The organism is Shinella zoogloeoides (assembly GCF_030733845.1).
Lineage (GTDB): Bacteria > Pseudomonadota > Alphaproteobacteria > Rhizobiales > Rhizobiaceae > Shinella > Shinella zoogloeoides_C.
Genome location: NZ_CP132311.1, coordinates 3204860 through 3229495, shown reverse-complemented (window position 1 = coordinate 3229495; position 24636 = coordinate 3204860). Strand labels below are relative to the sequence as shown.

Below are 24636 nucleotides of genomic sequence, written 5' to 3'. Positions count from 1 at the left end.
CCAGCGGGTGGCTTTTTCACTTCAGGCGGAATTCCAGCATCAGGTTGCGCTGGAGGATCGAGTGGTTGTCGTCGGAAACGACGATGACGCGGACGTCGTCCTCAGCCATCACCACCACGTCGAGCCCTTCCATATTGTCGATCTGCTGGCTGAGATCGGCATCGATGAGCACGTCGCCGTCGACAACCGCGCCGGGGCGGATCGTGTCGCCGTCGATACGGCGGATGCGCATGCCCATGCCGTCCGACAGGCGGAAGCGGCGTTCGAGCAGCAGGAGATCGCCGTTCGGCAGGAAAGCGCCGTCGGTGATGTCCCATGGATCGGAGCGCTTGACGGAGAAAAGACCCTTGCGCGGACCTTCCAGTACGGCGGCGAAGACATTTCCGTCGGCATCGAGGCTGCGCTCCGTGACGGCCACCGGCGTCACGCCGAGCGGTCCTGCCGCCGGCGACATGGCAAGCGTTTCCATGCCGCGGTTGATGCGCATTTCCCGCGGGTCGAAGGGGAAGGGCAGGTGGCGTTTCGGCCGCGCCTCCATGAAACCGGGATCGGGATAGACATCGATCCGGTGGAAGACCTCGAAGCTGACGAGGACTTCGCCTTCGCGGAGCGCAAGGCCCTCGGCGTCCATCTTGAACTTGAAGTTCTCGTCCTGCCCGTCCTTGTCGAACATCGAGCGGACTTTTACGTCCGCAAGGCCGCTCAGGCGGCCGTCGGCATCGCGCTCGACGCGGCCGGTAAGCCAGTGGCCGGTATCGAGCGCGGCAACGAATTGCTGCTTGTCCTCGCGAAAGCGGATGGCGGAAATCGCGCCAAGCAGGGAATTGCTGGAGGCGTAGCCGATGCCACCCAGGAATTCGAGCTTCCCGAAGACGCGCTGGTCCGAGCCGGGCACGAACTGGGAAAAGGCACGGCTGGAGACCGGAACGTCCGTGATCTCGGCCGCTGCCGGCCGTCCAAGCGGTAGGCAGAGCAGGGCGGAAAGAATGATGGCGGGAAGGCTTCGCGCCAGACCGCCGGCCCGTTGCGGGACCGCCGGTTCAGCCCGCACGGCGGCGGCCGGTCGGGCGGCGGGAGGTCGCCTCGTCGGCAAAGAGCGAGGCAAGCTGCTCGGTCATCGCGCCGGCCAGCTCGTCCGCATCGACGATGGTGACGGCGCGGCGATAATAGCGCGTGACGTCGTGGCCGATGCCGATGGCGAGAAGCTCGACGGGCGAACGCGTCTCGATCTGATCGATGACGGCGCGCAGGTGCCGTTCCAGATAGTTGCCGGGGTTCACCGAAAGCGTCGAATCGTCCACCGGCGCACCGTCCGAGATCATCATCAGGATGCGGCGCTGCTCGGGGCGGGCGAGCAGGCGGTCGTGCGCCCAGATCAGCGCCTCGCCGTCGATGTTTTCCTTTAGCAAGCCCTCGCGCATCATCAGTCCGAGATTGCGCCTGGCGCGGCGCCATGGGGCGTCCGCGGCCTTGTAGACGATGTGGCGCAGGTCGTTGAGGCGGCCGGGCGATTGCGGCTTGCCGCTGCCGAGCCACTTTTCGCGCGACTGGCCGCCCTTCCACGCCTTGGTGGTGAAGCCGAGGATTTCGACCTTCACGCCGCAGCGCTCCAGCGTGCGGGCGAGAATGTCGGCGCAGGTGGCGGCGACCGTGATCGGCCGGCCGCGCATGGAGCCGGAATTGTCGATCAGCAGCGTCACGACCGTGTCACGGAAGGTCGTGTCCTTCTCACGCTTGAAGGAGAGCGGCTGCATTGGATCGATGATGATGCGCTGCAGGCGGGCGCTGTCGAGATAGCCCTCTTCGAGGTCGAATTCCCAGGCGCGGTTCTGCTGCGCCATCAGGCGGCGCTGCAGGCGGTTGGCAAGGCGGCCGACGGCGCCCTGGAGATGGGCGAGCTGCTTGTCGAGGAAGGCGCGCAGCCGGTCGAGCTCGGCTTCGTCGCACAGTTCCTCGGCGGTGATCGTCTCGTCGAATTCCTGCGTGAAGACCGTGTAATCGACCTTCTCGTTGAAATCGGTGAAGGGGTGGTTCGGGCGGCGGACTTCGCCGGGCGTTTCCGTATCGTCGCCGTCATCTTCGACGAGATCGTCGTCAGAGATTTCCGCGCCGTCCATCTCGCCTTCGTCCATCTGTTCGTCGGACGTCTCGTTCTCGTCGGCGGGCGCGCTGTCGTCGCCCGCGTCCTCCTGGCTGTTGTTATCTTCCTGCTCGTCGCTGCGCGGCTGGTTCTCGTCCTCGGGCGTTTCGGAATCGTCCGGTTCCGTCTCGTCCTCGCCGTACTGCTCGGCGACGTTCATCGAGGCGAGCATGTTGCGCACGACGCGCGAGAAAGCCTGCTGGTCGTTGATTGCGGCCGAAAGGCCGTCCATGTCCTTGCCGGCCTTGTCGACGATGAAGTCGCGCCAGAGATCGAGCACCTTGCCGGCGGAAGCGGGCGGGGCCTGGCCCGTCAGCTTTTCGCGCACGATGAGCGCGACGGCCTCTTCGAGGGGCGCATCGGCCTGGCGGGTAATCGTGCCGAAATTGGCCTTGGCGTATTTCTCCGTCAGCATGGTGGTGAGGTTCTGTGCCATGCCATGCATGCGGTTGGAACCGATCGCCTCGACGCGTGCCTGTTCGACGGCGTCGAAGATCGCCCGCGCATCGGCGCCCTGCGGCGACATGGTCGCGTGGATGCGGGCGTCGTGGCAGGCCTTGCGCAGCGCCATCGAATCGCCGAGGCCGCGGGTGATTGCGACTTCGGCCGGCGAGGGGCGCTTGGTCAGCTCCGGCAGGCGGATGCGCTCGCCGGTCATGCCGGGCCGCTCGTTGGCGAAGGTGACCTCCACCTCGGCGTCGCCGGAGACGGCGCGCACACAGCCCGTCACCGCGCGGCGGAACGGCTCCATGTCCACCACCCCGCCGGGCCTCGGCTTCGAATTGTCTCCGCGAGCTGCCATGCGCTTCACCTTGCCGTCAGGCAGTCGCTTCCAGGACGATATTGGCGGCGCTTTCCTTCAGCTCCACGCCGAAGGCGCGCTGGTAAAGCTCGGCCACCAGCGTGCGCTCCAGTTCGTCGCACTTGTTGAGGAAGGTGACGCGGAAGGCGAAGGCGAGATCGCCGAAGATCTCGGCGTTTTCGCCCCAGGTGATGACCGTGCGCGGGCTCATCACGGTCGACAGGTCGCCGTTGATGAAGGCGGCGCGGGTGAGGTCGGCGACGCGCACCATGCGCGAGATCGTGTCGCGGCCGTCCTTGCCGGCGGCAAGGCGCTTCACCTTGGCGGCGACGATGCTCACTTCGTTTTCATGCGGCAGGTAGTTGAGCGTGGTGACGATCGACCAGCGGTCCATCTGAGCCTGGTTGATCTGCTGCGTGCCGTGGTAGAGGCCCGTCGTATCGCCGAGGCCGACGGTGTTGGCGGTCGCGAACAGGCGGAAGGCGGGGTGCGGGCGGATGACGCGGCTCTGGTCGAGCAGCGTCAGGCGGCCGGAGGATTCCAGCACGCGCTGGATGACGAACATGACGTCCGGCCGGCCGGCATCGTATTCATCGAAGACGAGCGCGACATTGTGCTGGTAGGCCCAGGGCAGGATGCCGTCCTTGAACTCGGTGACCTGCAGGCCGTCCTTGACGACGATCGCGTCCTTGCCGACGAGGTCGATACGGCTGACATGGCTGTCGAGGTTGACGCGCACGCAGGGCCAGTTGAGACGGGCGGCGACCTGCTCGATATGGGTCGACTTGCCGGTGCCGTGATAGCCGGAGACCATGACGCGACGGTTGTGCGCGAAGCCCGCGAGGATCGCGAGGGTCGTTTCGCGGTCGAACAGGTAGTCCGGGTCGAGGTCCGGCACATAGGCGTCCGCCTTGGTATAGGCCGGGACACGAAGGTCGGTATCAATGCCGAAAACCTCCCGTACGGAAACCGTGGTGTCCGGGAGGTTGGAAATATCGAGATCCATCTTGCTCATCACGTCTCCGCGGCAGCCGCCATCCGCGCGTCCGCCCAAATATCCTGTTGTCCGGCGACTGCTCTAGCAGAAGCCGGCCTGCTTTAACAATTGATATGCTTGGATGACCGCGCGAAAACGCTCTTCCGAGCCTCTATCTCCGCCATTTGCATCCGGGTGATGCTTTTTGACAAGCACTTTGTAGGCGGTCTTGATGTCCTGCGCCGTCGCATCGGCGGCAAGGCCGAGCGTCTCGTAGGCTTTCGCCTCAAGAGTTTTCAGTTTCCGCGCGCGGGGCTCCATGCGCGGACCGCGCCCCTTGCCCTCGCCGAACAGGCCGAACGGATCGCGGATGCGCTGATTTGCCCCGGCCGTGCCGGAGCGCGCGGTGCCCTGCGCCGGGCCGTTCTTGGCGGCCTTGTTGACGCCGATCGTCCAGGTGGGGCGGTGGCCGGTGATCGCCTCCTTCTGGTAGCGCGCGATCTCGCCGTCCGAGAGGCCGGAGAAGTAGTTGTAGCCCTTGTTGTATTCCTTGACGTGCTCGAAGCAGAACATGAAATACTGCCCTTCGGCATTGCGGCCGACAGGCGCGCGATGCACGGCATTTTCCTCGCAGCCGTCCCACTGACAGGTCGGCGCGGAGCGTTCGGGACGCTGTTCCACGCGCCGCTTCGTGCGGATGCGGTCGAAGTATTTGGAATCGAGTTTCATGGCGCTAATTATGGGGCTGCGGAAGGCCTGCCACAAGAATTGACAAAGCGGATTGTTGCTGGCTTTGTGGGACCATTTTCCTGCGTTGCGCCGTGCGTTTTCCCGTCGGCGAAGCACGCCTTCGAAAGTGACCCATGTCCATCAGATCCAGTATAACCGCGAAGCTCGATGCCGCCTTTTCGCCCGAGCGCCTCGAGGTCATCAACGAAAGCCACCTGCATGCCGGCCACCAGCCGGGATATGACGGCGAGGGCGAGACGCATATGCGCATCCGCATCGTCTCCTCCGCCTTTGCGGGCATGAACCGCGTGGCGCGGCACCGGGCGATCAACGATCTGGTGAAGGCGGAGTTCGATGCCGGGCTGCATGCGCTCGCCGTCGAGGCGGCGGCGCCCGGCGAGGCGACGCGCTGGTAGCCGGTTAGACCGGGCGGATGCGCAGCTTGGTGATACGGTTCTTCACCCGCTTCATGACGGTGAAGCGCTTGCCGTAGAAGGTGAAGGCCTGCCGTTCTTCGGGAATGGATTTCGATTCGTGGATGACGAGGCCCGCGATGGTCGTCGCCTCCTCGTCGGGCAGACTCCAGTCGAAGGCGCGGTTGAGGTCGCGGATCGCGACGCCCCCGTCGACCACGAGCGAGCCGTCGGCCTCCTGCCGCACCCCCTGCATGTCGACATCCTTCTCGTCCGAGATATCGCCGACGATCTCCTTGAGGATGTCCTGGAGCGTGACGAGGCCCTGCACCTCGCCATATTCGTCCACGACCGTCGCGAAGTGTTCCTTGCGGCGCAGGAAGGCGGCGAGCTGCTCCTTCAGGGTCGTCGTGTCCGGCACGAACCACGGTTTCTGCGCGACCCGGGTGATGTCGAGGCTCTTCGGCTCGACGCCCGGTTCGGTGAGGGCGCGCAGAAGATCCTTGGCGTGGACAACGCCGACGATGTTGTCCACGGAACCCAACCAGAGCGGCATGCGCGTATAGGGGCTTTCCAGCACGGCCCTGACGATCTCCTCCGGCGGATCGCCGGCATTGAGCGCTCGCATGGTGGTCCGGTGGATCATGATGTCGGAGACTTCCAGCGCATCCAGATCGAGGGCGTTGGGCATCCTGTCGCGGTCGGACCTTGCCGGCGTGCCGTCCCGGGAGGATTGGCCGGGCCGGCGCTCTGCCTCGGTCTCGCGCGTCTCCTGATGCGAATGCCACAATGCCGCGATCGACGAGCGCCGAAGGAATAGGACGACGGCGACGACGATCAGGCCGAGGACGATCCACAGCCAGACAGGAGAGCCAAGCGCAGCGGACGTGTCGCTGTTCATTTCGGCAGCTTTTCCTTGAGGAAAGCGATGACTTCGGACTGTGGCACGTCGTCGGCGACGAAGGATTGGCCGATGCCGCGCGTCAGGATGAAGGTCAGCTTGCCGGCCTTGACTTTCTTGTCCTGCGCGATCGCATCCATCAATTTTTCGGCCGGCGGCAGGCCGCCCGGGATCTGGTCCATTTTGGTGGGAAGGCCGACTTCGCCAAGATGCGCCTCGACGCGCCTGGCGTCGTCGGGGCTGGCGAGGTTCATCCTTGCGGAGAACTGGTGGGCGAGCACCATGCCGATGGAAACGCCTTCGCCATGGACGAGGCGCGCGCTGTCATATTCAGTGGCGGCTTCGAGCGCATGGCCGAAGGTATGGCCGAGATTGAGGAGGGCGCGCTGGCCGTTCTCCCGCTCGTCGGCGGCGACGACGTCTGCCTTCGCCTGGCAGCTCGTGGCGATCGCCTCGATGCGGGCTTCGCCGCCGGCAAAGACGTCTCGCCAGCTTTTTTCCAGCCAGGCGAAGAAGTCCGGCTTGTCGATCAGGCCGTATTTGGCCACTTCCGCGTAGCCGGCGCGGAATTCGCGCGGTGAGAGCGTGTCGAGCACGTCGGTATCGGCGAGTACGAGGTCGGGCTGGTGGAAGACGCCGATGAGGTTCTTGCCGTGCGGGGAATTGATGCCCGTCTTGCCGCCGACGGAGGAATCGACCTGTGCCAGCAGCGATGTCGGCACCTGGATGAAGCGCGAGCCGCGGCGCACGATGCCGGCGGCAAAGCCGGTGAGATCGCCGATGACGCCGCCGCCGAGCGCCACCACGGCGTCGTTGCGCTCGATACGGGCGGCGAGCACGCTGTCGCAGACGCTGATCAGGTGCTCGAAGCTCTTGGTCTTCTCACCGGCCGGCAGCACGAGCGAGACGGCATCGATGCCTTCTGCCTGAAGCGCGCCCATGAAGCCGCCGAGATAGAGCGGGGCGACATGCGCGTCGGTGATGACGGCGATCTTGCGCCCCTTGAGGCGGCTGGCGATCTCGCGGCCGGCGGCGGAGATCAGGCCGGGGCCGATCAGGATGTCGTAGGAGCGGTCGCCGAGGTCGACCCGCACGGTGCGGCGGGCGGTGGCAGTGGCGGTCATGGTCATCTCGTCAGGTTCTGCGGCCGGCGGCGGTGATCGCGGCGAGCACCTCCTCCACCATGGTTTCCTTTTTCACGTCACGCGAGAGCACCGTGAGGTCCGCTTCCGCATAGACAGGATAGCGGGCGTTCATGAGGTTTTCGAGCGTCTGGCGCGGGTTTTCGGTCTTCAGCAGCGGGCGGGTGTCGCGCTTGTTGACGCGTTCCCAGAGCACGTCGAGATCGGCCTTCAGCCAGACGGTGAGCCCGCCGCGCCTGATGTGCCGGCGCGTGTTCTCGTTGATATAGGCCCCGCCGCCGGTAGATACGACGCGCGGGCCGGAGCGCAGCAGGCGCTTGATGACGCGGGTTTCGAGCGCCCGGAACTCTGCCTCACCATAGGCGGCGAAGAGATCCGATATCGACATGCGCGAGACGCGCTCGATCTCGTGGTCGGAATCGATGAAGGGGATGCCGAGCGTCTGAGCCGTCATGCGGCCGATCGCCGATTTTCCGGCGCCCATCAGGCCGATCAGGACGAGGTTACGCTTGCCGAGCGCTGCACGGGCCTGCTCGGCGAGCGTGGGAGGGGCCGGGTCGATCAGCTCGGTCATGGCGTTTTCCGGGGTTTCGCTTCCTTCCGTATCGACAAAAGCGCCGGAAGCGTCAAGCCTGCCCGAGGCGTCATCCCATTGTGCCGGCCTTGCGCTCGGCGTGGGGCGGGGCGATATAGGGAGCGACTTGCCGGAGTGCGCGATGCCGACCCTGTTCCGATTCCTGTTCTTCTGTGCCGTGATCGCCGGGTCGATTTACGGCACGATGGTCGCGCTGGTGACCTTTGTCGAACCGACCGAGCGCGAGGTGACGATCCGCATTCCTTCCGAACGGGTAAATCCGCAGCCATGAGGGATCCGTCTGCGCTACAGGTCGAGTCCTTCCTGGAAATGATGAGCGCCGAGCGCGGTGCGGCGACGAACACGCTGCAATCCTACGAACGGGACCTTGAGGACGCCCGCTCCTTTCTCAACGAGCGGAGCGTGCGGCTGACAGAGGCGACGCCGGACGATCTGCGCGCCTATCTCGGCCATCTCGCCAGGCAGGGTTTTGCCGCCTCCTCGCAGGCGCGGCGGCTCTCGGCCCTGCGGCAGTTCTTCAAATTCCTCTATGGCGAGGGCCTGCGCGGCGACGATCCGACCGGTATTCTCGACGCGCCGAAGAAGGGCCGTTCACTGCCGAAGACGCTGAGTGTCGAGGATGTCAGCCGCCTCATAGCGCGGGCGGAGGCGGAAGCGGCGGAGCCGGGCGGCAACTTGCTCCTCAAGCGCCGCATGCATCTACTTGTCGAATTGCTCTATGCGACCGGCATGCGCGTCAGCGAGCTCGTCTCGCTGCCGGCCAGCGTGCTAGCGCAGACCGGACGCTTCCTCGTGGTGAAGGGCAAGGGCAACAAGGAGCGGATGGTGCCGCTGTCGCGCGCCGCCGTTGCGGCGCTCGAGACCTATGGTGAGGCGCTGGCGGCGGAAATCGGCGACGATCCGGCGGCGGGCGCCTTTCTCTTCCCCGCCCAGAGCAAGGAGGGTTATCTGCCGCGCCAGGTTTTTGCGCGCGACCTGAAGGCGCTTGCGGCACGGGCCGGAATCCGGGCCGCCACGCTCTCGCCGCATGTCCTGCGCCATGCTTTCGCCAGCCATCTCCTGCAGAACGGCGCGGACTTGCGCGCGGTGCAGGAACTGCTTGGTCATCAGGACATTTCCACGACACAAATCTATACACATGTGCTGGAAGAACGGCTCCACGAGCTCGTTCAAACCCATCACCCTCTTGCCAAACAGGCAAAAAAACCGGATTAGGACCCCCGCCGCTTGCGGCCGGCCTCTTGGCCGACGATAGTCTGGCGCGGTTTGAGCAAACGATCGGAAACGCATCTCATGCACAACTACCTCGATTTCGAAAAGCCCATCTCGGATCTCGAAGGCAAGATCCACGAGCTGAGGAAACTCGCCGAAGAAGATGAGAGCATCGACACGACGGACGAGGTCGGCCGGCTGGAAGTCCGCGCCCGCGAGGCGATGGCCGACATCTACGCCAAGCTGACGCCCTGGCAGAAGACGCAGGTCGCGCGCCATCCGCAGCGGCCGCACTTCGTGGACTACGCAAAGCAGCTCTTCGAGGAGTTCACCCCGCTTGCCGGCGACCGCAAGTTCGCCGAGGACGAGGCGATCCAGGCGGGTCTCGGCCGCTTCCGCGGCGAGGCGGTCGCGATCATCGGTCAGGAAAAGGGCAACGACACCAAGTCGCGCCTCAAGCACAATTTCGGCAGCGCCCGGCCGGAAGGCTACCGCAAAGCGATCCGCGTCATGGAAATGGCCGACCGCTTCGGCCTGCCCGTCATCACGCTGATTGACACGGCCGGCGCCTATCCGGGCATCGGCGCGGAAGAGCGCGGTCAGGCGGAAGCCATCGCCCGCTCCACGGAAATGTGCCTCAACGTCCGCGTGCCGATCGTCTCGGTCGTGCTCGGCGAGGGCGGCTCGGGCGGCGCGATCGCCATTGCGACCGGCGACCGCGTCTACATGCTGGAACATGCGATCTACAGCGTGATCTCGCCGGAAGGCGCCGCCTCGATCCTCTGGCGCGATTCGACGCGCGCCAAGGAAGCGGCGAGCAACATGAAGATCACGGCGGAAGACCTCAAGACCTTCGGCATCATCGACGGCATCATCCAGGAGCCGGTCGGCGGCGCGCACCGCGATCCGGCGGCGGTGATCGGCCGCACGGGCGATGTCATCGCCTCCGCCCTGAAGGATCTCACCGCCAAGCCGGGCGACCAGTTGCGCAAGGATCGCCGCCAGCGCTACCTCAATATCGGTCGCCAGCTCTGATTTAGCGCCATTGGCGGCGTGCTGTGCTGCCAATGCCAAATCTCGGCCACAATCCTTGTGTTCTGAAACGGATGCGGTTCTCCGGCAGCCTCGCGAAAGAATTTCCGGTTAAGAATTTATGAAGTATAAGCCGGTTACGACTGCGCGTCCCGCCTCGCCGGCGCGACCGCTTGCGATCTGACGATTGTTGACGGACCTTTCGAATGCGCCTGACTGTTCTTGCCGCCGTATCGCTTCTCGCCGTGGCCGCCGCGGGCTGCACCAACGAGACGCTCGACTCGTTCGACAAGGTCGACGTCGACCTTGCCCGGGTTTCCAGCAAGACCGGCTACCAGCTTTCGCCGGCGGTGCTCAGTAAGCTCTCCTCGATGAACATCGACCGGTCCTCGCCGATGATGCTGCGCATCTTCAAGGAAGAGGGGCGGCTGGAGCTCTGGAAGTCCGACCGCTCGAACCGCTTCAAGCTGGTGCGCAACTACAAGATCTGCGCCTGGTCGGGCAAGCTCGGCCCGAAGACGAGGGAAGGCGACCGCCAGGCGCCGGAAGGGTTCTACCCGCTCTCCAGGGCGAACATGAACCCGAATTCGAGCTATTACCTCGCGATCAATACGGGTTTCCCGAATAATTACGACCGCGCCAACAAGGCGAGCGGCACCCATCTGATGATCCATGGCGCCTGTTCGTCGTCCGGCTGCTATTCGATGACCGACGAGCAGATGGTGGAAATCTTCGCCTTCGCGCGCGACGCCTTCGACGGCGGACAGCAGACAATCCAGCTTCAGGCCTTCCCCTTCCGCATGACCGCGGAAAACATGGCGCGCCACCGCGACAATCCGAACATCGAATTCTGGAAGATGCTGAAGGTCGGCTACGACCACTTCGAGGTCACGAAGCGTCCGCCGGAGGTCAATGTCTGCGAGAAGAAGTATGTCTTCAACCAGCAGGCCGACAAGCCCTTCTCGCCGGCTGGCGCCTGCCCGGCGATGACGACGCCGGCCGCGCTGGAAGTGGCGCTGAAGAGCTACAACAAGACCTATGCCGCCTCCTATGCCAAGGCTATGGGCAAGTATCAGGGCACCGTCTGGATCGAGCCGTCGGAGGCCCAGCGCAAGGCGATCGTCGCCGACCAGCGCAAGGGGCGGGAGCTCGCCTATGCGCCGACGGGCAATTCGCTCGATGCCGGCAAGCTGATGACGGAGCGCGAGATCGAGGCGCAGAAGCGCAAGGCGGAAGAGGCCGAGCAGCGCAAGCTCGCCGCCATCGAGCGTGCGAAGCAGCAAGCCGAGCAGGCCAAGCTCGACGCCGAGCAGCAGAAAATCAAGGAAGCCGAGGCACTTGCCGCCGACGTTGCCGCCGTGAAGGCGGAAAAGCAGGCGCGCGGCGAAGGCGCCCTGCCGGTGCCGGAGGAAAATCCGGGCGTCGCGGTCATCGAGAAGAAGGAAAAGAAGCCCTTCTGGAAGCTCTGGACCAAGGACGAGGAACCGCGCAAGGTCGAGCCCGCCGAAAGCGTGACGCAGTCTGCCGAGCAGGCAACGCTCGATGCCGGCCAGCAGACGACGCACAAGGAAGCGAGAACGCCGACTGTCGATGCCTCGGCGCAGAAGGTGGAAAAGCCAGTCGAGGGGGCAGGCACGCTGCCGGTGCCGGAAGAAAATCCCGATGTCCAGGTCGTCGAGCAGACCCAGAAGAAACCCTTCTGGAAGTTCTGGCAGAAATGACGGCCGCAGCGGCGCATTCCGAAGCCGAGGTCTACGACCTGCGCGGGCTGAAATGCCCGCTGCCGGTCATGAAAGCGCGCAAGCGGCTTTCGGCGATGGCGGCAGGCGCCAGCCTCTGGGTCGAGACCACCGATCCGCTCGCCGTCATCGACATCCCCCACTTCTGCCAAGAGGACGGCCACGCGCTCGAAGCGAGCGAGCGCGTCGAGGCGGGACACCGTTTCCTGATCCGCAAGAAAGCCTGACTTTCAGAGCTTGAGGCCCGGTATGGCGAGCGGGTTGTCGGAGAGCGCCGCACGATCCGGGCGGTCGATCTTCGGCGTGCCGGTAAAGGCATCGAAGAGGTCGCGCACGAAGGCTTCCGGCAGGTCCCTGGTGATCAGCACCAAGCGCGTGCGTCGGTCGGCGGGATCCGGCCAGGCCGCGAGGCGCTCCGGCGGGTGGAAGACGCTCTGCACGCCCTGCAGCACCAGCGGGCGCTCCGGATTGTTCGACATCAGCACGATGCCCTTCATCCGCAGCAGCTTTTCGCCATGGGCGGAACGCAGAAGATCGACGAACATGTCCAGCGCCATCGGATCGACCGGGCGATCGTGTACGATGCTGAACGAGCGGATCGTGGCGTCGTGGCGTGTCACGTCATGGGCGTGCTGATGGCCGTGGCCGTCGTGGTGACCGTGGTGATGATCGTGCCCATGAGGGTGGTGGTGATCATGGTGATGATCGTGCGCCTCCTCATGCAGCCAGCGGCGGACATCCGGGATCTTGCTGCCGGGGTCATAGAGGCCGTTCGCAAGAAGATCGGGGCCGGCTAGGCCCGGCGCATCGACGTTCGAGACGGTAGCGCGCGGGTTGAGTGCGGCGATCTCGCGCTCCACGGCCTCCAGCGTTGAGACCTCGGTGAGCGAGGCTTTGCTGATCAGCACGCGATCGGCGACGGCGACCTGTTTTACCGCTTCCGGATGGTTGGCGAGCGTCGACAGGCCGTTGACGGCATCGACCACGGTGATGACGCCGTCGAGGCTGAAGGAATGGGCGAGCACCGGGTTGCCCATGATCGCCTGGAGGACGGGCGCGGGGTCGGCAAGGCCGGTCGTCTCGATTACCACGCGCTTCAGCGGCTGGATCTTGCCGGTCTGCATGCGGTCCATCAGGTCGGCCAGCGTATCGACCAGTTCGCCGCGGATCGTGCAGCACAGGCACCCGTCGGAAAGCTCGATGATGCCGTCGCCCGACTGCTCGACAAGCAGGTGGTCGATACCCACCTCGCCGAACTCGTTGATGATGACGGCCGTGTCCGTCAGCGTCGGGTCCTTCAGCAGCCGGTTGAGCAGGGTCGTCTTGCCCGCACCCAGGAATCCGGTCAGCACGGAAACCGGCACGCGCCGCTCAGCGATGGTCATGGTCATTCCTGTCAGTAGGGCCTGTCAGTAGGTCGGGCGCGGGATCGGGATCGGCACATTGGCGACGTCGCCCATGTCGCCGGCAATCGCCACCTTGTCGTTGCCGGCAGTCTTGGCGGCATCGCCGCCGAGCAGCCCGGCGAAGACGAACCTCAACGGCCGGTCCAGCTCGTGGATATAGGGCGAGACCAGCTTCTGGCGGCCTGCCTCGTCGCGGCCTTCGCTGCGCACCTTGGCGGCATGCTTCGAGCAGATTTCCGCGGAAATGTCGGTGACCACGTTGCGGGTCTCGCCATAGGGGCGGAGCTGGCCGAGCGTCACTCCTTTGCCCGAGCGCATCGTCAGGCCCTTCTCCAGCATGCCGGCGGAAATGTCGGCACGGGCGCCGAGGCTGTCGGAGCCGAGCACGACGGAGACGACGCTGCGGCCATTGCGGGTGGCGGAGGAGACCTGGTTGAAGCCGGATGCGCAGATGAAGCCCGTTTTCATGCCGTCCGCGCCGTTGAAGCGGCCGATCAGCATGTTGAAGTTCGGGTACTGCTTCTTGCCGGTGGTGAAGCCTTCGAGCGCGAAATAGGAGGCGTATTGCGGGAATTCGCGCTTCAGCGTCACGGCGAGCACCGCAAGGTCGCGCGCGGTCGTGTACTGGCCCTTGCCGGGCAGGCCGTGCGGGTTGATGAAATGCGAGGAGCTCATGCCGATGCGGGCGGCTTCCGCGTTCATGCGGTCGACGAAGCCCTGCTCGGAGCCGGCGACCGATTCGCCGATGGCCACCGCGACGTCGTTGGCGGACTTGACGAGGATGATCTTCAGCGCGCTATCGAGCGTCATCTTCTGGCCGGGCTTGAAATACATCTTGCTCGGCGGTTCGGCGGCCGCGTTCTTGGTCATGACGACGGGGCTTTCCAGCGTCAGCTCGCCGGCCTTGACGGCGCGGAACACCGTATAGGCCGTCATCAGCTTGGTGAGCGAGGCCGGATACCAGCGCTGGAACGCATCCTCATGCTCGATGACCTGCAGCGTGTTCACATCCACCAGCATGCGCGGGTTGGCTGCGGCCGTGGTTGCGGTGAGGGAAGCTGTGAGCAACAGGGCGGAGCCCAAAATCCGTGCGCTCCGGCGCGTCGTTCGTCCGTTCATCTGCAAGGGTCTGTCCTCGAAATCGGGAGTTGTCTCGAACCGTCGCCCTATTTAACCTATATGGCACCGTGATGGCAAAGCCATCGAACGACGATGGCCAAATTGATGGCCGAAATGACAGGACGTGTTGCATGCCCATTCTGAACCGCGCCGCAGAACTGCAGGACGAAATCGCCGGATGGCGCAGACAGATCCACCGCGAGCCGGAACTTCTCTTCGCCGTGGAGAAGACCGCCGCCTTCGTGGCGGAGAAGCTGCTGGAGTTCGGCGTGGATGAAATCGTGACTGGCATCGGGCGCACCGGCGTCGTCGGGATCATCCGCGGCAAGGGCGCAGGACGCACGATCGGCCTTCGCGCCGACATGGACGCCTTGCCGATCGACGAGGCGAGCGGCAAGCCCTGGGCATCGACGACCAAGGGCAAGATGCACGCCTGCGGGCATGACGGCCACACCGCCATGCTGCTCGGCGCGGCGAAGTACCTCGCCGAGACGCGTAACTTCTCGGGCAATGTCGCGGTCATCTTCCAGCCGGCCGAAGAGGGCGGCGGCGGCGGCAACGAGATGGTGAAGGACGGCATGATGGAGCGCTTCGGCATTGCCGAGGTCTATGGCATGCACAACCTGCCGGGCATGCCCGTCGGCGCCTTCGGCACCCGTTCCGGCCCGATCATGGCCGCGACCGACGAATTCAACATCACCGTCAAGGGACGCGGCGGCCATGCGGCGCTGCCGCACAAGACGGTCGATCCCATCGTCATCGGCGCACAGTTGGTGGGCGCGCTCCAGACCATCGTCTCGCGCGTCGCCGATCCGATCGCCTCGCTTGTCGTCTCCGTCACCAAGTTCAATGCGGGCTTCGCCCACAATGTCATTCCCGAGGAGGCGAAGCTTGCCGGCACGGTGCGCACGCTGAGCCCGGACATGCGGGAGGAGGCCGAGGCCCGCATCCGCCAGATCTGCGGCGGCCTTGCCGCCGCCCATGGCGCGGAGATCACGGTCAGCTATCACCGCAACTACCCGGTGACGGTGAACCATGCGGACGAGACCGGCCATGCCGTGTCGGTGGCGCGCGAGATTGCCGGCGAGGCCGCCGTCGAGCCGTCGCTCGATCCGATGATGGGCGGCGAGGACTTTTCCTACATGCTGGAAGCCCGGCCCGGCGCCTTCATCTTCCTCGGCAACGGCGATACCGCCGGCCTGCACCACCCGGCCTACGACTTCAACGACGACGCCATCCCCCATGGCGTGACCTATTGGGTGAAGCTCGCTGAAAGCAGGCTTACGGCCTGACAAAAAAGCCCGGCTGCAGGGACTGACAGCCGGGCAAGTCGGGGAGGATCGAATGAAGGGGACGGTCAGTCGCAGATGCGGATCTTCTTGATGACGAGGTTGCCCCACTTGTCGTAGCGCTTCACCTTCTTCCAGAAGCAATCGTAGCCGTAATCGTCATAGACCGTGACGTGGGCCCCATGGCCGTGGCCATGGCCCCAGCCGCCATGATCCCAACCGCCATGGCCATGGCCGAAGCCGATGGAAAAGCCGCCGGCCTGGGAGGGCGCGGCAAAGGAAAGCGCTGCGACGGTCGCGACGACAGCGGAAAGCATGATCTTGCGCATGGACATTTTCCTCTCGGTTCTCTCGGATGGAGCCGTCTCCATCCCATGAACCGAATGTCTCATGTCCAGGGGCCTTGAGCTGTTCCGTACGGAACTCGGCAACACGCCGCCGAAAATCGCTTGGCTTAGGGCCGCGGCTTTTGTATGGGTGCAGTCAGTGGTCCCGTAGCTCAGCAGGATAGAGCACCAGATTCCTAATCTGGGGGTCCCGCGTTCGAATCGCGGCGGGATCACCATTCCTTCTGCAAATGTCAGACGTCTTCGGTCTCGCGCTCGGGTGTGACGACGCGCGGCTTGGTGCGCACGGACGGGACGATCGAGGGTTTTGCCACCACGGTCTTCTTCGGCACCGGGGCCTTGAGGCCCAGCATGCTGCGGATGCGGTCGGAAACCAGCGGACGGAAGCGGCTCGCGCGGAAGGGCATGTCCACGGCGCCGTAGCCTTCCGGGCCGTCATCCTTGCCGCGATAGAGTTCCATCAGCTTGATGCCGTAGAAATCGCCATCGACATAATGCCGGTAGTGGCCGCTCCAGCGGACCGTGTAGATCTGCCCCTTGCGGATGCCCTGGTCGATGGAGACGTTCTTGAAGCGGTCGTTGATGCAGACGACTTTCTGGCCGACGTGGAACGTGGGCATGCCGTTCTCCCTCTCCCTTGCGGATCGGCCGTCAGCCGGTCTTGCGGCAGTTGGCGCCGGGCGCGTTCTCGCCCTTCATCAGGTCGTAGAGCGTCGCCTCGTCGCCCTTGGTCCACCATTCGTAGTGGCCGCCGGCATATTTGGCGCCGGAGCCCGAAAGGACATTGGCGGCAATGACCGTCTCCTCGCCGATGCGCAGCACGGCCAGCGAATTGGCGCCGACATTGATATATTCGACGACGACGCGCTGCTCGGGGTCGCACTGGTAGTTCAGCGTCTCGCGCACCACGCTCTGCTCGGGTCCGGGCAGGCGGATGACGACGTCCGTGTTGTTCTTCAGTGCGGCAAGGCGGATCGCCTGCGCGCCTTCCTTGCCGGTCAGGTGCAGGATGCCGTTCTCGAGCTTCCAGGATGTCACGGTGCCGAGCGCGTCGAAGAACTTCTGCTCCTGGTCCATGATCGCCGGGGCGCACATCTTGCGCGTCGCCGCCGCCGGGGCGAAGGCGATGTTGCCGTTCTGGACCTTCAGCTTGCCGCGATAGGTGTTGCAGCCGCCATTGCCGCCGTAGGACCCGTCTGGCTTGATCTCGAGCGTCGTCTGCAGATCGTCGATGACACCGTTGCCGCCGATATCCTCGGCGAGCCACGTGCCGCCGAGGCCGCCCGGAACCGGCTCGTCGGCATAGGCCGGAGCCGCTGCCCAGAGGGCGAGGCAGGCGAGGGTCCATACTCTCAGGCGTCGGTACACAGATTTCTCCAATCGCGTCGGGCGGAAGAGACCGCTTTGCGGGGACGTTATGGCCGTCCGGGCGAAAAGGTCAAGCCAAGGGTTCCAGAAGACTGGTCAAGCCTTCGCTTTACAGCATTTCGATGACTTGTTGCAGGCGTCTTTCGCCTGTAGAGCCTTGGACGGATAACAAGAAAATCGCGGAAATCACCATGGCTCCCGACGCGCGGCACAAGCGCCGCATCACCATTCTCGGCTCGACAGGCTCGATCGGCACCAGCACGCTCGACGTCGTGCGCCAGCTCGGCGGGCGCGAGCGCTACGAGGTGCTGGCGCTGACCGGCAACGGCAATGTGGATCTGCTCGCCGCGCAGGCGAGGGACTGCGGCGCGCGGATGGCGGTGACGGCGGACGAGGGACGCTACGGTGCACTCAAGGACGCGCTCGCCGGCAGCGGCATTGCGGCGGCGGCGGGGCGCGACGCGCTCATGGAAGCGGCCTCGGGCGAGGCGGACTGGGTGATGGCGGCGATCGTCGGGACGGCCGGCCTTGCGCCGACACTGGCGGCGGCAAGGAAGGGCGCGGACATCGCGCTCGCCAACAAGGAATGCCTCGTTTCGGCCGGCGACCTTTTCGTCGACGCGGTGGCGCGGGGCGGCGGACGGCTCATCCCGGTCGACAGCGAGCACAGCGCGATCTTCCAGGCGCTGGAGGACGACCAGCGCCACGCCGTCGAGCGCATCGTGCTGACGGCCTCCGGCGGGCCTTTCCGCACCTGGAGCCGCGAGCAGATGGCCGGCGTCACCGCGGATATCGCAAGGGCGCATCCCAACTGGTCGATGGGCCTGAAGATATCGATCGGCAGCGCCTCCATGTTCAACAAGGCGCTGGAGATGATCGAGGCGAAACATCTCTTCGACGTGCGGCCGGACCAGATCGAGGTGGTGGTGCATCCGCAATCGATCATCCATTCTATGGTCGGCTATGTCGACGGTTCGGTGCTCGCGCAGCTCGGCGCGCCGGACATGCGCACGGCGATCGGCTATGCGCTGACCTATCCCGAGCGTTCGCCGCTCAATGTCGAGCGGCTGGATTTCGCGAAACTGTCGCGGCTGGATTTCGAGGCGCCGGACGAGGTGCGATTCCCGGCGCTGCGGCTTGCCCGTACCGCGCTGGAGCGCGGCGGCCTTCAGGGTGCGGTGATGAATGCGGCGGAGGAAGTTGCGTTCAACGCCTTCGTCGGCGGACGCATCGGTTTCCTCGCCATGGCCGACATTGCCGAGCAGGTGATGGACAGGCTTACCCACCTGCCGGCGGCAGCCTCCATGGACGATGTCTTCGCCGCGGACGAAGAAGCCCGGCGGGTTGCCGCCGGGCTGATCGGGTAGTTTAAGTCCTTGCCGTTTTGATCAGGCCACGGCGCGGGCCAGCGCACAGCGCGACCAGAGGGAGTGCAGCGCACCGACGAGATGATCGATGTCGGCATCCGTGTGCAGCGGCGTCGGCGTGATGCGCAGGCGCTCGGTCTTCTTCGGCACGGTCGGATAGTTGATCGGCTGGACATAGATGCCGAAATTGTCGAGCAGCAGGTCCGAGATCCACTTGCACTTGGCAGCGTCGCCCACCATCACCGGCACGATATGGCTCGGATTGGGCATATGCGGGATGCCGTTGCGGTCCAGCGCCGAACGCAGGCGACGGACGCGCTCCTGGTGCGCGAAACGCTCGATCTGGCTTCCCTTGAGGTGACGGATCGCGGCGCAGGCGCCAGCGGCGATCGCCGGCGGCAGGGAGGTCGTGAAGATGAAGCCGGAGGCGAAGGAGCGCACGAAGTCGCAGAGCGCGGCCGAGCCGGCAATATAGCCGCCCATGACGCCAAAGGCCTTGCCGAGCGTGCCCTCGATGAGGGTGAGGCGATGCATCAGGCCTTCGCGCTCGGCAATGCCGCCGCCGCGCGGGCCGTACATGCCGACGGCGTGGACTTCATCGAGATAGGTCATCGCGCCGTACTTGTCGGCAAGGTCGCAGATTTCCTTGATGGGGGCGATGTCGCCGTCCATCGAATAGACCGATTCGAAGGCGATCAGCTTCGGCGCCCTTGGGTCGGCGGCGGCCAGCTTGGCTTCGAGATCCTTGAGGTCGTTGTGCTTCCAGATCACGCGCTCGCACTTCGAGTGGCGGATGCCCTCGATCATCGAAGCGTGGTTCCCGGCATCGGAAAAACAGATGATGCCGGGGATCTTCGAACAGAGCGTGCCGAGCGCGGCCCAGTTGGACACGTAGCCCGAGGTGAAGAGCAGGGCCGATTCCTTGCCGTGCAGGTCGGCCAGTTCGCGCTCCAGAAGGACGTGGTGGTGATTGGTGCCGGAGATGTTGCGGGTGCCGCCGGCACCGGCGCCACACTGGTCGATGGCCAGTTTCATCGCCTCGGTGACGATCGGGTTCTGGCCCATGCCGAGATAGTCGTTCGAGCACCAGACCGTGACGTCCTGGATACCGTTCGCCGTGTGGCGGGTCGCTTTCGGGAAGTTGCCCTTCTGGCGCTCCAGATCGGCGAAAACGCGGTAGCGGCCTTCCTGATGCAGGCCGTCCAGCTCGTTCTTGAAGTAGGTCTCGAAGTCCATCCAGAGTCTCCGGTCCGGGACAGTCCGGACGTCATCGTCATGTTGGCGGTCGTTCAATGGGCTATATCATGCGCCGTTTTGGCTGCAACGGGACACGCTGCGGCAAATCGGCGCCACCTTTGAACCATTCCAAGGTATGTTAGCCCGCACATGGCCATTTCCTATTGATGCATGTCAAGTCTGCACGAAAAAAGGACGGCCTCAATCGCCCTTTTAATCGAACAGTTTCAATTTTTTCGAGGGGTCAGGCGGCGGCGACCGCGCGCTTGGCCATGACCTTCACGAGATTGGCGCGGTATTCGGCGCTGCCGTGGAGATCCGACAGCAGGTCCGACGCGTCCACCTCGACGCCGGCAACGGCATCCAGTGACCAGTTGCCGGACAGGGCCTGCTCCATTCCGGCATGGCGGAAGACGCCATTGGAGCCCGCGCCCGTCACCGCCACGCGCACGCCGCCATCCCCCGTCTTCGCGACGAAGACGCCGGCCATCGCATAGCGCGATGCCGGGTTCGGGAATTTCGAATAGGCGGCCTTGGCAGGGGCATCGAACGTGACCGCGACGACGATCTCGCCATCCTCCAGTGCCGTCTCGAAGAGACCGGTGAAGAAGTCGTCGGCTGCGATCTCGCGGGTGTTGGTGACGATCGTCGCACCCAGCGCCAGCATGGCGGAAGGGTAGTCGGCGGCGGGGTCGTTGTTGGCGATGGAGCCGCCGATCGTGCCCATGTGGCGCACATGCGGATCGCCGATATGTTCGGCGAGGTGGCAGATCGCCGGGCACACGGCCTTCAGGTCCGGCGAGGCCGAGACCTCGTAATGCGTCGTGCCGGCGCCGATGCGCACCCGGTTCCCGTTGACGGAAATGCCCTTGAGCTCGGCGACGTGGCGCAGATCGACGAGGTCGGACGGAGCGGCGAGCCGCTGCTTCATGGTCGGGATCAGCGTCATGCCGCCGGAGACGTATTTCGCCTCGTCGGAAGACGATTGCAGCCTGACAGCATCGGCGAGCGAGGATGCGCGATGATAATTCGTTGCGTACATGGCTTCCTCCCGTCAATTCGCTGCTTGCCGCGCCGCGGCCCAGACCTTCTGGGGCGTGGCCGGCATGGTGAGCTCGTTGTTGCCGATGGCATCGGTGATGGCGTTGATCAGCGCCGGCGGCGAGCCGATGGCGCCCGCCTCGCCGCAGCCCTTGATGCCGAGCGGATTGTTCGGGCAAGGGGTGAGCTGGTGAGAGACCTGGAAGGAGGGCAGGTCGTCGGCGCGCGGCATGGTGTAGTCCATGTAGCTGGCCGTCAGGAGCTGGCCCGTTTCCGGATCGTAATGCACGCCTTCCAGCAGCGCCTGGCCGATGCCCTGCGCGATGCCGCCATGCACCTGGCCTTCGACGATCATCGGGTTGATGATGTTGCCGAAATCGTCGGCGGCGACGAACTGGATAATGGTGGTCTTGCCGGTTTCCGGATCGACCTCGACCTCGCAGATGTAGCAGCCGGCCGGGAAGGTGAAGTTGGCCGGGTCGTAGAAGGCCCCTTCCTTGAGGCCCGGCTCCATGCCGGACGGCAGATTGTGCGCGGTATAGGCGGCAAGCGCCATCTGGAACCAGGGCACGGACTTGTCGGTGCCGGCGACCTTCAGCGCGCCGTTCTCGATGACGATGTCGCTCTCGTCGGCCTCCATCAGGTGGGCCGCGATCTTCCTCGCCTTGGCCTCCACCTTGTCGAGCGCCTTGACGACGGCCGACATGCCGACGGCACCGGAGCGCGAGCCGTAGGTGCCCATACCCATCTGCACCTTGTCGGTGTCGCCATGCACGATGGAGACGCTGTCGATCGGCACGCCGAAACGGTCGGCGACGAGCTGGGCGAAAGTGGTCTCGTGGCCCTGGCCGTGGCTGTGCGACCCCGTCAGCACCTCGATCGTGCCGACGGCATTGACGCGTACCTCCGCCGATTCCCAGAGGCCAACGCCGGCGCCGAGCGAGCCGACCGCGGCGGACGGCGCGATGCCGCAGGCCTCGATATAGCAGCTCATGCCGATGCCGCGCTTCATGCCGCGGCTTGCGGCTTCCGCCTTGCGGGCGGCAAAGCCGTTCCAGTCGGCCGCCTGCATGGCGGCTTCCAGCGAGGCTTCGTAGTCGCCGGCGTCATAATTCATGATCACGGGCGTCTGATGGGGGAAGGAGCGGATGAAGTTGATGCGGCGAAGTTCTGCCGGCGAGACGCCGAGTTCGCGCGCCGCCGTCTCCATCGTGCGCTCGAGCAGGTAGGTCGCCTCCGGCCGGCCGGCGCCGCGATAGGCGTCGACGGCCGCCGTGTTGGTGTAGACGGCCCGCACATTGGCGTGGATGGCCGGGAAATTGTACTGGCCGGAGAGCAGCGTCGCATAGAGATAGGTCGGCACCGAGGAAGAGAAGAGCGACATGTAGGCGCCGAAATTGGCGATCGTGTCGACCTTGAGGGCCGTGACGCGATTGTTCTCGTCGAAGGCCATCTTGACGGTCGAGACGTGGTCGCGGCCGTGCGCGTCGGTGAGGAACGCCTCGGTGCGGTCGCTGGTCCACTTCACCGGTACGCCGGAGCGCTTGGAGGCCCAGAGACAGACGATCTCCTCCGGATAGATGAAGATCTTCGAGCCGAAGCCGCCGCCGACATCGGGCGCGATGACGCGCAGCTTGTTTTCCGGCGCCACATTGTAGAAGGCGCTCATGACGAGACGCGCCACATGCGGATTCTGGCTCGTCGTGTAGCAGGTGTAATGATCCTCGGCCGAATCGTAGATGCCGAGCGCAGCGCGCGGTTCCATCGCGTTCGGCGCGAGCCGGTTGTTGACGATCTTCATCTCCGTGACATGGGCAGCCGCGGCGATGGCGGCGTCCGTGGCGGCGCTGTCGCCGATCTCCCAGTCGTAGATGAGATTGCCGGGGGCTTCGGGATGCAGTTGCGGCTGCCCGGTTTCTAGCGCCTTCACGGCATCGGTGACGGCGGGCAGCACCTCGTAATCGACGGCGACGGCTTCTGCCGCGTCGCGCGCTTCACCCATCGTGTCGGCGACCACCACGGCGACTGCGTCGCCGACATAGCGTACCGTCTCGTGCGCGAGCGGCCGCCAGGCGCCCATCTTCATGGGGGAGCCGTCCTTGGAATGGATCATCCAGCCGCAGATCAGGTTGCCGATGCCGTCGTCCAGCATCTGCTTGCCGTTCAGGACGGCGATGACGCCGGGCATGTCCTCAGCCGCGGACGTGTCGATGCTCTTGATCTTCGCATGGGCGTGCGGCGAACGCACGAACGCGGCATAGCGCATGCCGGGCACGGACATGTCGTCCGTGTAGCGGCCCTGGCCCATGAGAAACCGCTTGTCTTCCTTTCGCGCGACACGCGCGCCGATGCCTTCGACACCCATCTTCATCTCCTCCAGAGAATGGAGGCAGCAGGCATTGGCCAATAGGCGTCAGGGCTGCATCGCATATGCAACGGCCGGGCCCTATTGGCTACTGCCTATTGCCCAACGCCTATTCCGCAGCCTGCTTGCCTGCCGCGCCCATTTCTTCGGCGGCGGCCAGGATGGCTTTCACGATGTTATGGTAGCCGGTGCATCGACAGATATTGCCTTCGAGGTTTTCCCGGACGGTCTTCTCGTCGAGCCTGGCGCCGTAGCGGTTGATCATGTCGACGGCGGTCATCACCATGCCGGGCGTGCAGAAGCCGCATTGCAGGCCGTGATTGGCCTTGAACGCGACCTGTACCGGATGCAGCTCGCCATTGGCGGCGAGGCCCTCGATGGTCAGGATGTCCGAGCCGGCGGCCTGGGCCGCAAGGATGGAACAGCTCTTTACCGCCTTCCCGTCCATATGCACGACGCAGGCCCCGCACTGGGACGTGTCGCAGCCGACATGGGTTCCGGTGAGGCTGATCTGGTCGCGCAGGAAATGCACGAGCAGCGTGCGGTCCTCGCACTCGCGGCTCACCTTCCTGCCGTTGACGGTCATTGCCACTTTCGCCATTCGTTCCTCCCTGGCGGTTGCGTCCGCTGGGGCCGATCGATCCGACGTTACATGCAGCGGGCGTCCTCACGACGCGGGCTGGGGATCAAAAGACACCAGCATTCTCAATACGCTTGCATTTTCTTTCGACAATGAAGCCGCGACGGCAATTCCTCCCGCGCCAGCGCAGCCCCAACAGTCATATCATTTGACTTTTTAGGGCGGCGATCAACCGGTACTTTCAGGCAACCGCGAAATTTCTCGTGAAGGGGAGTGTGCGGAGCCAATCAAACGAAACGGAAACGAAATTTATTCGAGGCGCAAAAAAAATAGTTTATTGCCATGGACTTCCCCATTACGGACGATATTTTCAGTCTCGGACAGACCTGACCGTCGCTGGCGGCCCCGGTATGTTGCTGAGTAGAAGGGGATAGGGCGGACCGGGAAAACGCGGCCGTCGCTCAACTTTGGAGAACATCTTCATGAAGAAAGTCATTGCGCTCGTCCTGGTCGGCCTGGCCGTCGCCAGCTGCACGCAGACGGAAAAGGGTGCGGGCATCGGCGCCGTCTCCGGCGCGATCATCGGTGGCGCGGTCACCGGTAACGTTCGTGGTGCGGCCGTTGGCGCGGCTATCGGCGGCGTCTCCGGCGCGGTCATCGGCAGCGTCTCCGAGCAGCCCGGTCAGTGCTACTACCGCGACCGCTACGGCCGTCGCTATATCGACCGTTGCCCGTCGGGTTACTGATAGCCGACACCTGCAACCTATGCGAAGCCCCGGGGTTTTCTCCGGGGCTTTTGCTTTGATGTCCTTGAGACAAAATCCCGCTTGGGCTTCA

The 24636-nt window shown here is 64.8% G+C and carries 25 protein-coding genes and 1 tRNA gene; 10 read left to right on the top strand and 16 right to left on the bottom strand.

From position 1 onward, the window contains the following. Positions 1-16 precede the first annotated feature (16 nt). The 4 genes from Q9316_RS16800 to Q9316_RS16785 form a co-directional block, all read right to left on the bottom strand. Positions 17-1051, bottom strand: coding sequence for an esterase-like activity of phytase family protein (locus Q9316_RS16800; RefSeq protein WP_306032707.1), 1035 nt, complete (start codon positions 1049-1051; stop codon positions 17-19). Beyond that, a complete protein-coding gene (cobT, locus tag Q9316_RS16795) occupies positions 1041-2942 on the bottom strand; it encodes a cobaltochelatase subunit CobT (RefSeq protein ID WP_306032706.1) in 1902 nt (633 codons plus the stop codon). The genes Q9316_RS16800 and cobT overlap by 11 nt, the downstream gene beginning before the upstream one ends. A gap of 16 nt (positions 2943-2958) precedes the next feature. Next, positions 2959-3957: a cobaltochelatase subunit CobS gene (cobS, locus tag Q9316_RS16790; protein ID WP_306032705.1), complete on the bottom strand. Its 999-nt coding sequence runs from the start codon at positions 3955-3957 to the stop codon at positions 2959-2961. Between the two features lie 63 nt (positions 3958-4020). Further along, complete coding sequence (locus Q9316_RS16785; RefSeq protein ID WP_306035340.1) at positions 4021-4656, bottom strand: J domain-containing protein; 636 nt, start codon at positions 4654-4656, stop codon at positions 4021-4023. Positions 4657-4781: 125 nt separating this feature from the next. Here Q9316_RS16785 and Q9316_RS16780 point away from each other — a divergent pair, with 125 nt between their 5' ends. Next, positions 4782-5063 carry a BolA family protein gene (locus Q9316_RS16780; protein WP_306032704.1) on the top strand — a complete coding sequence of 94 codons (282 nt, stop codon included), beginning with the start codon at positions 4782-4784 and terminating at the stop codon, positions 5061-5063. Positions 5064-5067: 4 nt separating this feature from the next. On the opposite strand, the gene Q9316_RS16775 is transcribed toward Q9316_RS16780, so the two are convergent. Genes Q9316_RS16775 through Q9316_RS16765 form a run of 3 tightly spaced genes read right to left on the bottom strand, consistent with a single transcriptional unit; the run spans position 5068 to position 7677 of the window. After that, the gene (locus Q9316_RS16775; protein ID WP_306032703.1) at positions 5068-5961 is read right to left on the bottom strand and encodes a transporter associated domain-containing protein; all 894 of its coding nucleotides are present in this window, start codon (positions 5959-5961) and stop codon (positions 5068-5070) included. Then, positions 5958-7085 carry a 3-dehydroquinate synthase gene (gene aroB, locus Q9316_RS16770; protein ID WP_306032702.1) on the bottom strand — a complete coding sequence of 376 codons (1128 nt, stop codon included), beginning with the start codon at positions 7083-7085 and terminating at the stop codon, positions 5958-5960. Before aroB ends, Q9316_RS16775 begins: the two co-directional genes overlap by 4 nt. A 10-nt stretch (positions 7086-7095) precedes the next feature. Then, positions 7096-7677: a shikimate kinase gene (locus tag Q9316_RS16765; RefSeq protein ID WP_306032701.1), complete on the bottom strand. Its 582-nt coding sequence runs from the start codon at positions 7675-7677 to the stop codon at positions 7096-7098. A gap of 142 nt (positions 7678-7819) precedes the next feature. Here Q9316_RS16765 and Q9316_RS16760 point away from each other — a divergent pair, with 142 nt between their 5' ends. The 5 genes from Q9316_RS16760 (at position 7820) to Q9316_RS16740 (ending at position 11908) form a co-directional block, all read left to right on the top strand. After that, entirely contained in the window at positions 7820-7969 is a 150-nt protein-coding gene (locus tag Q9316_RS16760) for a hypothetical protein (RefSeq protein WP_202402872.1), read from the top strand. Further along, positions 7966-8913, top strand: coding sequence for a site-specific tyrosine recombinase XerD (xerD, locus tag Q9316_RS16755; protein WP_306032700.1), 948 nt, complete (start codon positions 7966-7968; stop codon positions 8911-8913). The genes Q9316_RS16760 and xerD overlap by 4 nt, the downstream gene beginning before the upstream one ends. 78 nt (positions 8914-8991) lie before the next feature. Then, on the top strand, positions 8992-9945 hold the full coding sequence (locus tag Q9316_RS16750; RefSeq protein WP_306032699.1) for an acetyl-CoA carboxylase carboxyltransferase subunit alpha: 954 nt from the start codon (positions 8992-8994) through the stop codon (positions 9943-9945). 203 nt (positions 9946-10148) lie between these two features. After that, a complete protein-coding gene (locus Q9316_RS16745; RefSeq protein ID WP_306032698.1) occupies positions 10149-11663 on the top strand; it encodes a L,D-transpeptidase family protein in 1515 nt (504 codons plus the stop codon). Next, a complete protein-coding gene (locus Q9316_RS16740) occupies positions 11660-11908 on the top strand; it encodes a sulfurtransferase TusA family protein (protein ID WP_306032697.1) in 249 nt (82 codons plus the stop codon). The genes Q9316_RS16745 and Q9316_RS16740 overlap by 4 nt, the downstream gene beginning before the upstream one ends. A gap of 3 nt (positions 11909-11911) precedes the next feature. Here Q9316_RS16740 and Q9316_RS16735 read toward each other — a convergent pair whose 3' ends face one another. Both Q9316_RS16735 and Q9316_RS16730 read right to left on the bottom strand, forming a co-directional pair. Next, entirely contained in the window at positions 11912-13066 is a 1155-nt protein-coding gene (locus Q9316_RS16735; protein ID WP_306032696.1) for a CobW family GTP-binding protein, read from the bottom strand. A 24-nt stretch (positions 13067-13090) separates the two neighbouring features. Then, positions 13091-14206: a D-alanyl-D-alanine carboxypeptidase family protein gene (locus Q9316_RS16730; RefSeq protein ID WP_306032695.1), complete on the bottom strand. Its 1116-nt coding sequence runs from the start codon at positions 14204-14206 to the stop codon at positions 13091-13093. A gap of 131 nt (positions 14207-14337) precedes the next feature. Here Q9316_RS16730 and Q9316_RS16725 point away from each other — a divergent pair, with 131 nt between their 5' ends. Next, the gene (locus Q9316_RS16725) at positions 14338-15498 is read left to right on the top strand and encodes a M20 aminoacylase family protein (protein WP_306032694.1); all 1161 of its coding nucleotides are present in this window, start codon (positions 14338-14340) and stop codon (positions 15496-15498) included. A 65-nt stretch (positions 15499-15563) separates the two neighbouring features. Here the strand turns inward: Q9316_RS16725 and Q9316_RS16720 are convergent, their stop codons facing one another. Further along, the gene (locus Q9316_RS16720) at positions 15564-15824 is read right to left on the bottom strand and encodes a hypothetical protein (RefSeq protein WP_306032693.1); all 261 of its coding nucleotides are present in this window, start codon (positions 15822-15824) and stop codon (positions 15564-15566) included. A 159-nt stretch (positions 15825-15983) separates the two neighbouring features. Between Q9316_RS16720 and Q9316_RS16715 the strand changes: the two genes are divergently transcribed. Further along, a tRNA-Arg gene (locus tag Q9316_RS16715) sits at positions 15984-16060 on the top strand. 15 nt (positions 16061-16075) lie between these two features. Here the strand turns inward: Q9316_RS16715 and Q9316_RS16710 are convergent. Both Q9316_RS16710 and Q9316_RS16705 read right to left on the bottom strand, forming a co-directional pair. Further along, on the bottom strand, positions 16076-16462 hold the full coding sequence (locus Q9316_RS16710; protein WP_306032692.1) for a CAP-Gly domain protein: 387 nt from the start codon (positions 16460-16462) through the stop codon (positions 16076-16078). Between the two features lie 31 nt (positions 16463-16493). Further along, the gene (locus Q9316_RS16705) at positions 16494-17210 is read right to left on the bottom strand and encodes an META domain-containing protein (RefSeq protein WP_306032691.1); all 717 of its coding nucleotides are present in this window, start codon (positions 17208-17210) and stop codon (positions 16494-16496) included. 191 nt (positions 17211-17401) lie between these two features. Here Q9316_RS16705 and dxr point away from each other — a divergent pair, with 191 nt between their 5' ends. After that, positions 17402-18577, top strand: a complete 1176-nt coding sequence (gene dxr / locus Q9316_RS16700; RefSeq protein ID WP_306032690.1) for a 1-deoxy-D-xylulose-5-phosphate reductoisomerase — start codon at positions 17402-17404, stop codon at positions 18575-18577. A 21-nt stretch (positions 18578-18598) separates the two neighbouring features. On the opposite strand, the gene hemA is transcribed toward dxr, so the two are convergent. The 4 genes from hemA to Q9316_RS16680 form a co-directional block, all read right to left on the bottom strand. Continuing rightward, positions 18599-19813, bottom strand: coding sequence for a 5-aminolevulinate synthase (gene hemA, locus Q9316_RS16695; protein ID WP_306032689.1), 1215 nt, complete (start codon positions 19811-19813; stop codon positions 18599-18601). 244 nt (positions 19814-20057) lie between these two features. Continuing rightward, on the bottom strand, positions 20058-20855 hold the full coding sequence (locus Q9316_RS16690; RefSeq protein WP_306032688.1) for an FAD binding domain-containing protein: 798 nt from the start codon (positions 20853-20855) through the stop codon (positions 20058-20060). Between the two features lie 12 nt (positions 20856-20867). Beyond that, the gene (locus Q9316_RS16685) at positions 20868-23219 is read right to left on the bottom strand and encodes a xanthine dehydrogenase family protein molybdopterin-binding subunit (protein ID WP_306032687.1); all 2352 of its coding nucleotides are present in this window, start codon (positions 23217-23219) and stop codon (positions 20868-20870) included. Between the two features lie 109 nt (positions 23220-23328). Continuing rightward, positions 23329-23820 carry a (2Fe-2S)-binding protein gene (locus Q9316_RS16680; RefSeq protein WP_306032686.1) on the bottom strand — a complete coding sequence of 164 codons (492 nt, stop codon included), beginning with the start codon at positions 23818-23820 and terminating at the stop codon, positions 23329-23331. Between the two features lie 461 nt (positions 23821-24281). Between Q9316_RS16680 and Q9316_RS16675 the strand changes: the two genes are divergently transcribed. Then, positions 24282-24545, top strand: coding sequence for a YMGG-like glycine zipper-containing protein (locus Q9316_RS16675; protein ID WP_064331830.1), 264 nt, complete (start codon positions 24282-24284; stop codon positions 24543-24545). The last annotated feature ends 91 nt before the right edge of the window (positions 24546-24636 follow it).

What these genes read in the sequence shown, in the direction of transcription:
- Q9316_RS16760 (WP_202402872.1), top strand. Translation starts at nt 7,820, where the DNA reads ATGCCGACCCTGTTCCGATTCCTGTTCTTCTGTGCCGTGATCGCCGGG.
- aroB (WP_306032702.1), bottom strand. Translation starts at nt 7,085, where the DNA reads ATGACCGCCACTGCCACCGCCCGCCGCACCGTGCGGGTCGACCTCGGC.
- Q9316_RS16690 (WP_306032688.1), bottom strand. Translation starts at nt 20,855, where the DNA reads ATGTACGCAACGAATTATCATCGCGCATCCTCGCTCGCCGATGCTGTC.
- Q9316_RS16675 (WP_064331830.1), top strand. Translation starts at nt 24,282, where the DNA reads ATGAAGAAAGTCATTGCGCTCGTCCTGGTCGGCCTGGCCGTCGCCAGC.
- Q9316_RS16735 (WP_306032696.1), bottom strand. Translation starts at nt 13,066, where the DNA reads ATGACCATCGCTGAGCGGCGCGTGCCGGTTTCCGTGCTGACCGGATTC.
- Q9316_RS16710 (WP_306032692.1), bottom strand. Translation starts at nt 16,462, where the DNA reads ATGCCCACGTTCCACGTCGGCCAGAAAGTCGTCTGCATCAACGACCGC.
- Q9316_RS16775 (WP_306032703.1), bottom strand. Translation starts at nt 5,961, where the DNA reads ATGAACAGCGACACGTCCGCTGCGCTTGGCTCTCCTGTCTGGCTGTGG.
- hemA (WP_306032689.1), bottom strand. Translation starts at nt 19,813, where the DNA reads ATGGACTTCGAGACCTACTTCAAGAACGAGCTGGACGGCCTGCATCAG.
- Q9316_RS16780 (WP_306032704.1), top strand. Translation starts at nt 4,782, where the DNA reads ATGTCCATCAGATCCAGTATAACCGCGAAGCTCGATGCCGCCTTTTCG.
- Q9316_RS16740 (WP_306032697.1), top strand. Translation starts at nt 11,660, where the DNA reads ATGACGGCCGCAGCGGCGCATTCCGAAGCCGAGGTCTACGACCTGCGC.
- cobS (WP_306032705.1), bottom strand. Translation starts at nt 3,957, where the DNA reads ATGAGCAAGATGGATCTCGATATTTCCAACCTCCCGGACACCACGGTT.
- Q9316_RS16685 (WP_306032687.1), bottom strand. Translation starts at nt 23,219, where the DNA reads ATGGGTGTCGAAGGCATCGGCGCGCGTGTCGCGCGAAAGGAAGACAAG.
- xerD (WP_306032700.1), top strand. Translation starts at nt 7,966, where the DNA reads ATGAGGGATCCGTCTGCGCTACAGGTCGAGTCCTTCCTGGAAATGATG.
- dxr (WP_306032690.1), top strand. Translation starts at nt 17,402, where the DNA reads ATGGCTCCCGACGCGCGGCACAAGCGCCGCATCACCATTCTCGGCTCG.
- Q9316_RS16720 (WP_306032693.1), bottom strand. Translation starts at nt 15,824, where the DNA reads ATGCGCAAGATCATGCTTTCCGCTGTCGTCGCGACCGTCGCAGCGCTT.
- Q9316_RS16765 (WP_306032701.1), bottom strand. Translation starts at nt 7,677, where the DNA reads ATGACCGAGCTGATCGACCCGGCCCCTCCCACGCTCGCCGAGCAGGCC.
- Q9316_RS16750 (WP_306032699.1), top strand. Translation starts at nt 8,992, where the DNA reads ATGCACAACTACCTCGATTTCGAAAAGCCCATCTCGGATCTCGAAGGC.
- Q9316_RS16725 (WP_306032694.1), top strand. Translation starts at nt 14,338, where the DNA reads ATGCCCATTCTGAACCGCGCCGCAGAACTGCAGGACGAAATCGCCGGA.
- Q9316_RS16730 (WP_306032695.1), bottom strand. Translation starts at nt 14,206, where the DNA reads ATGAACGGACGAACGACGCGCCGGAGCGCACGGATTTTGGGCTCCGCC.
- cobT (WP_306032706.1), bottom strand. Translation starts at nt 2,942, where the DNA reads ATGGCAGCTCGCGGAGACAATTCGAAGCCGAGGCCCGGCGGGGTGGTG.
- Q9316_RS16680 (WP_306032686.1), bottom strand. Translation starts at nt 23,820, where the DNA reads ATGGCGAAAGTGGCAATGACCGTCAACGGCAGGAAGGTGAGCCGCGAG.
- Q9316_RS16745 (WP_306032698.1), top strand. Translation starts at nt 10,149, where the DNA reads ATGCGCCTGACTGTTCTTGCCGCCGTATCGCTTCTCGCCGTGGCCGCC.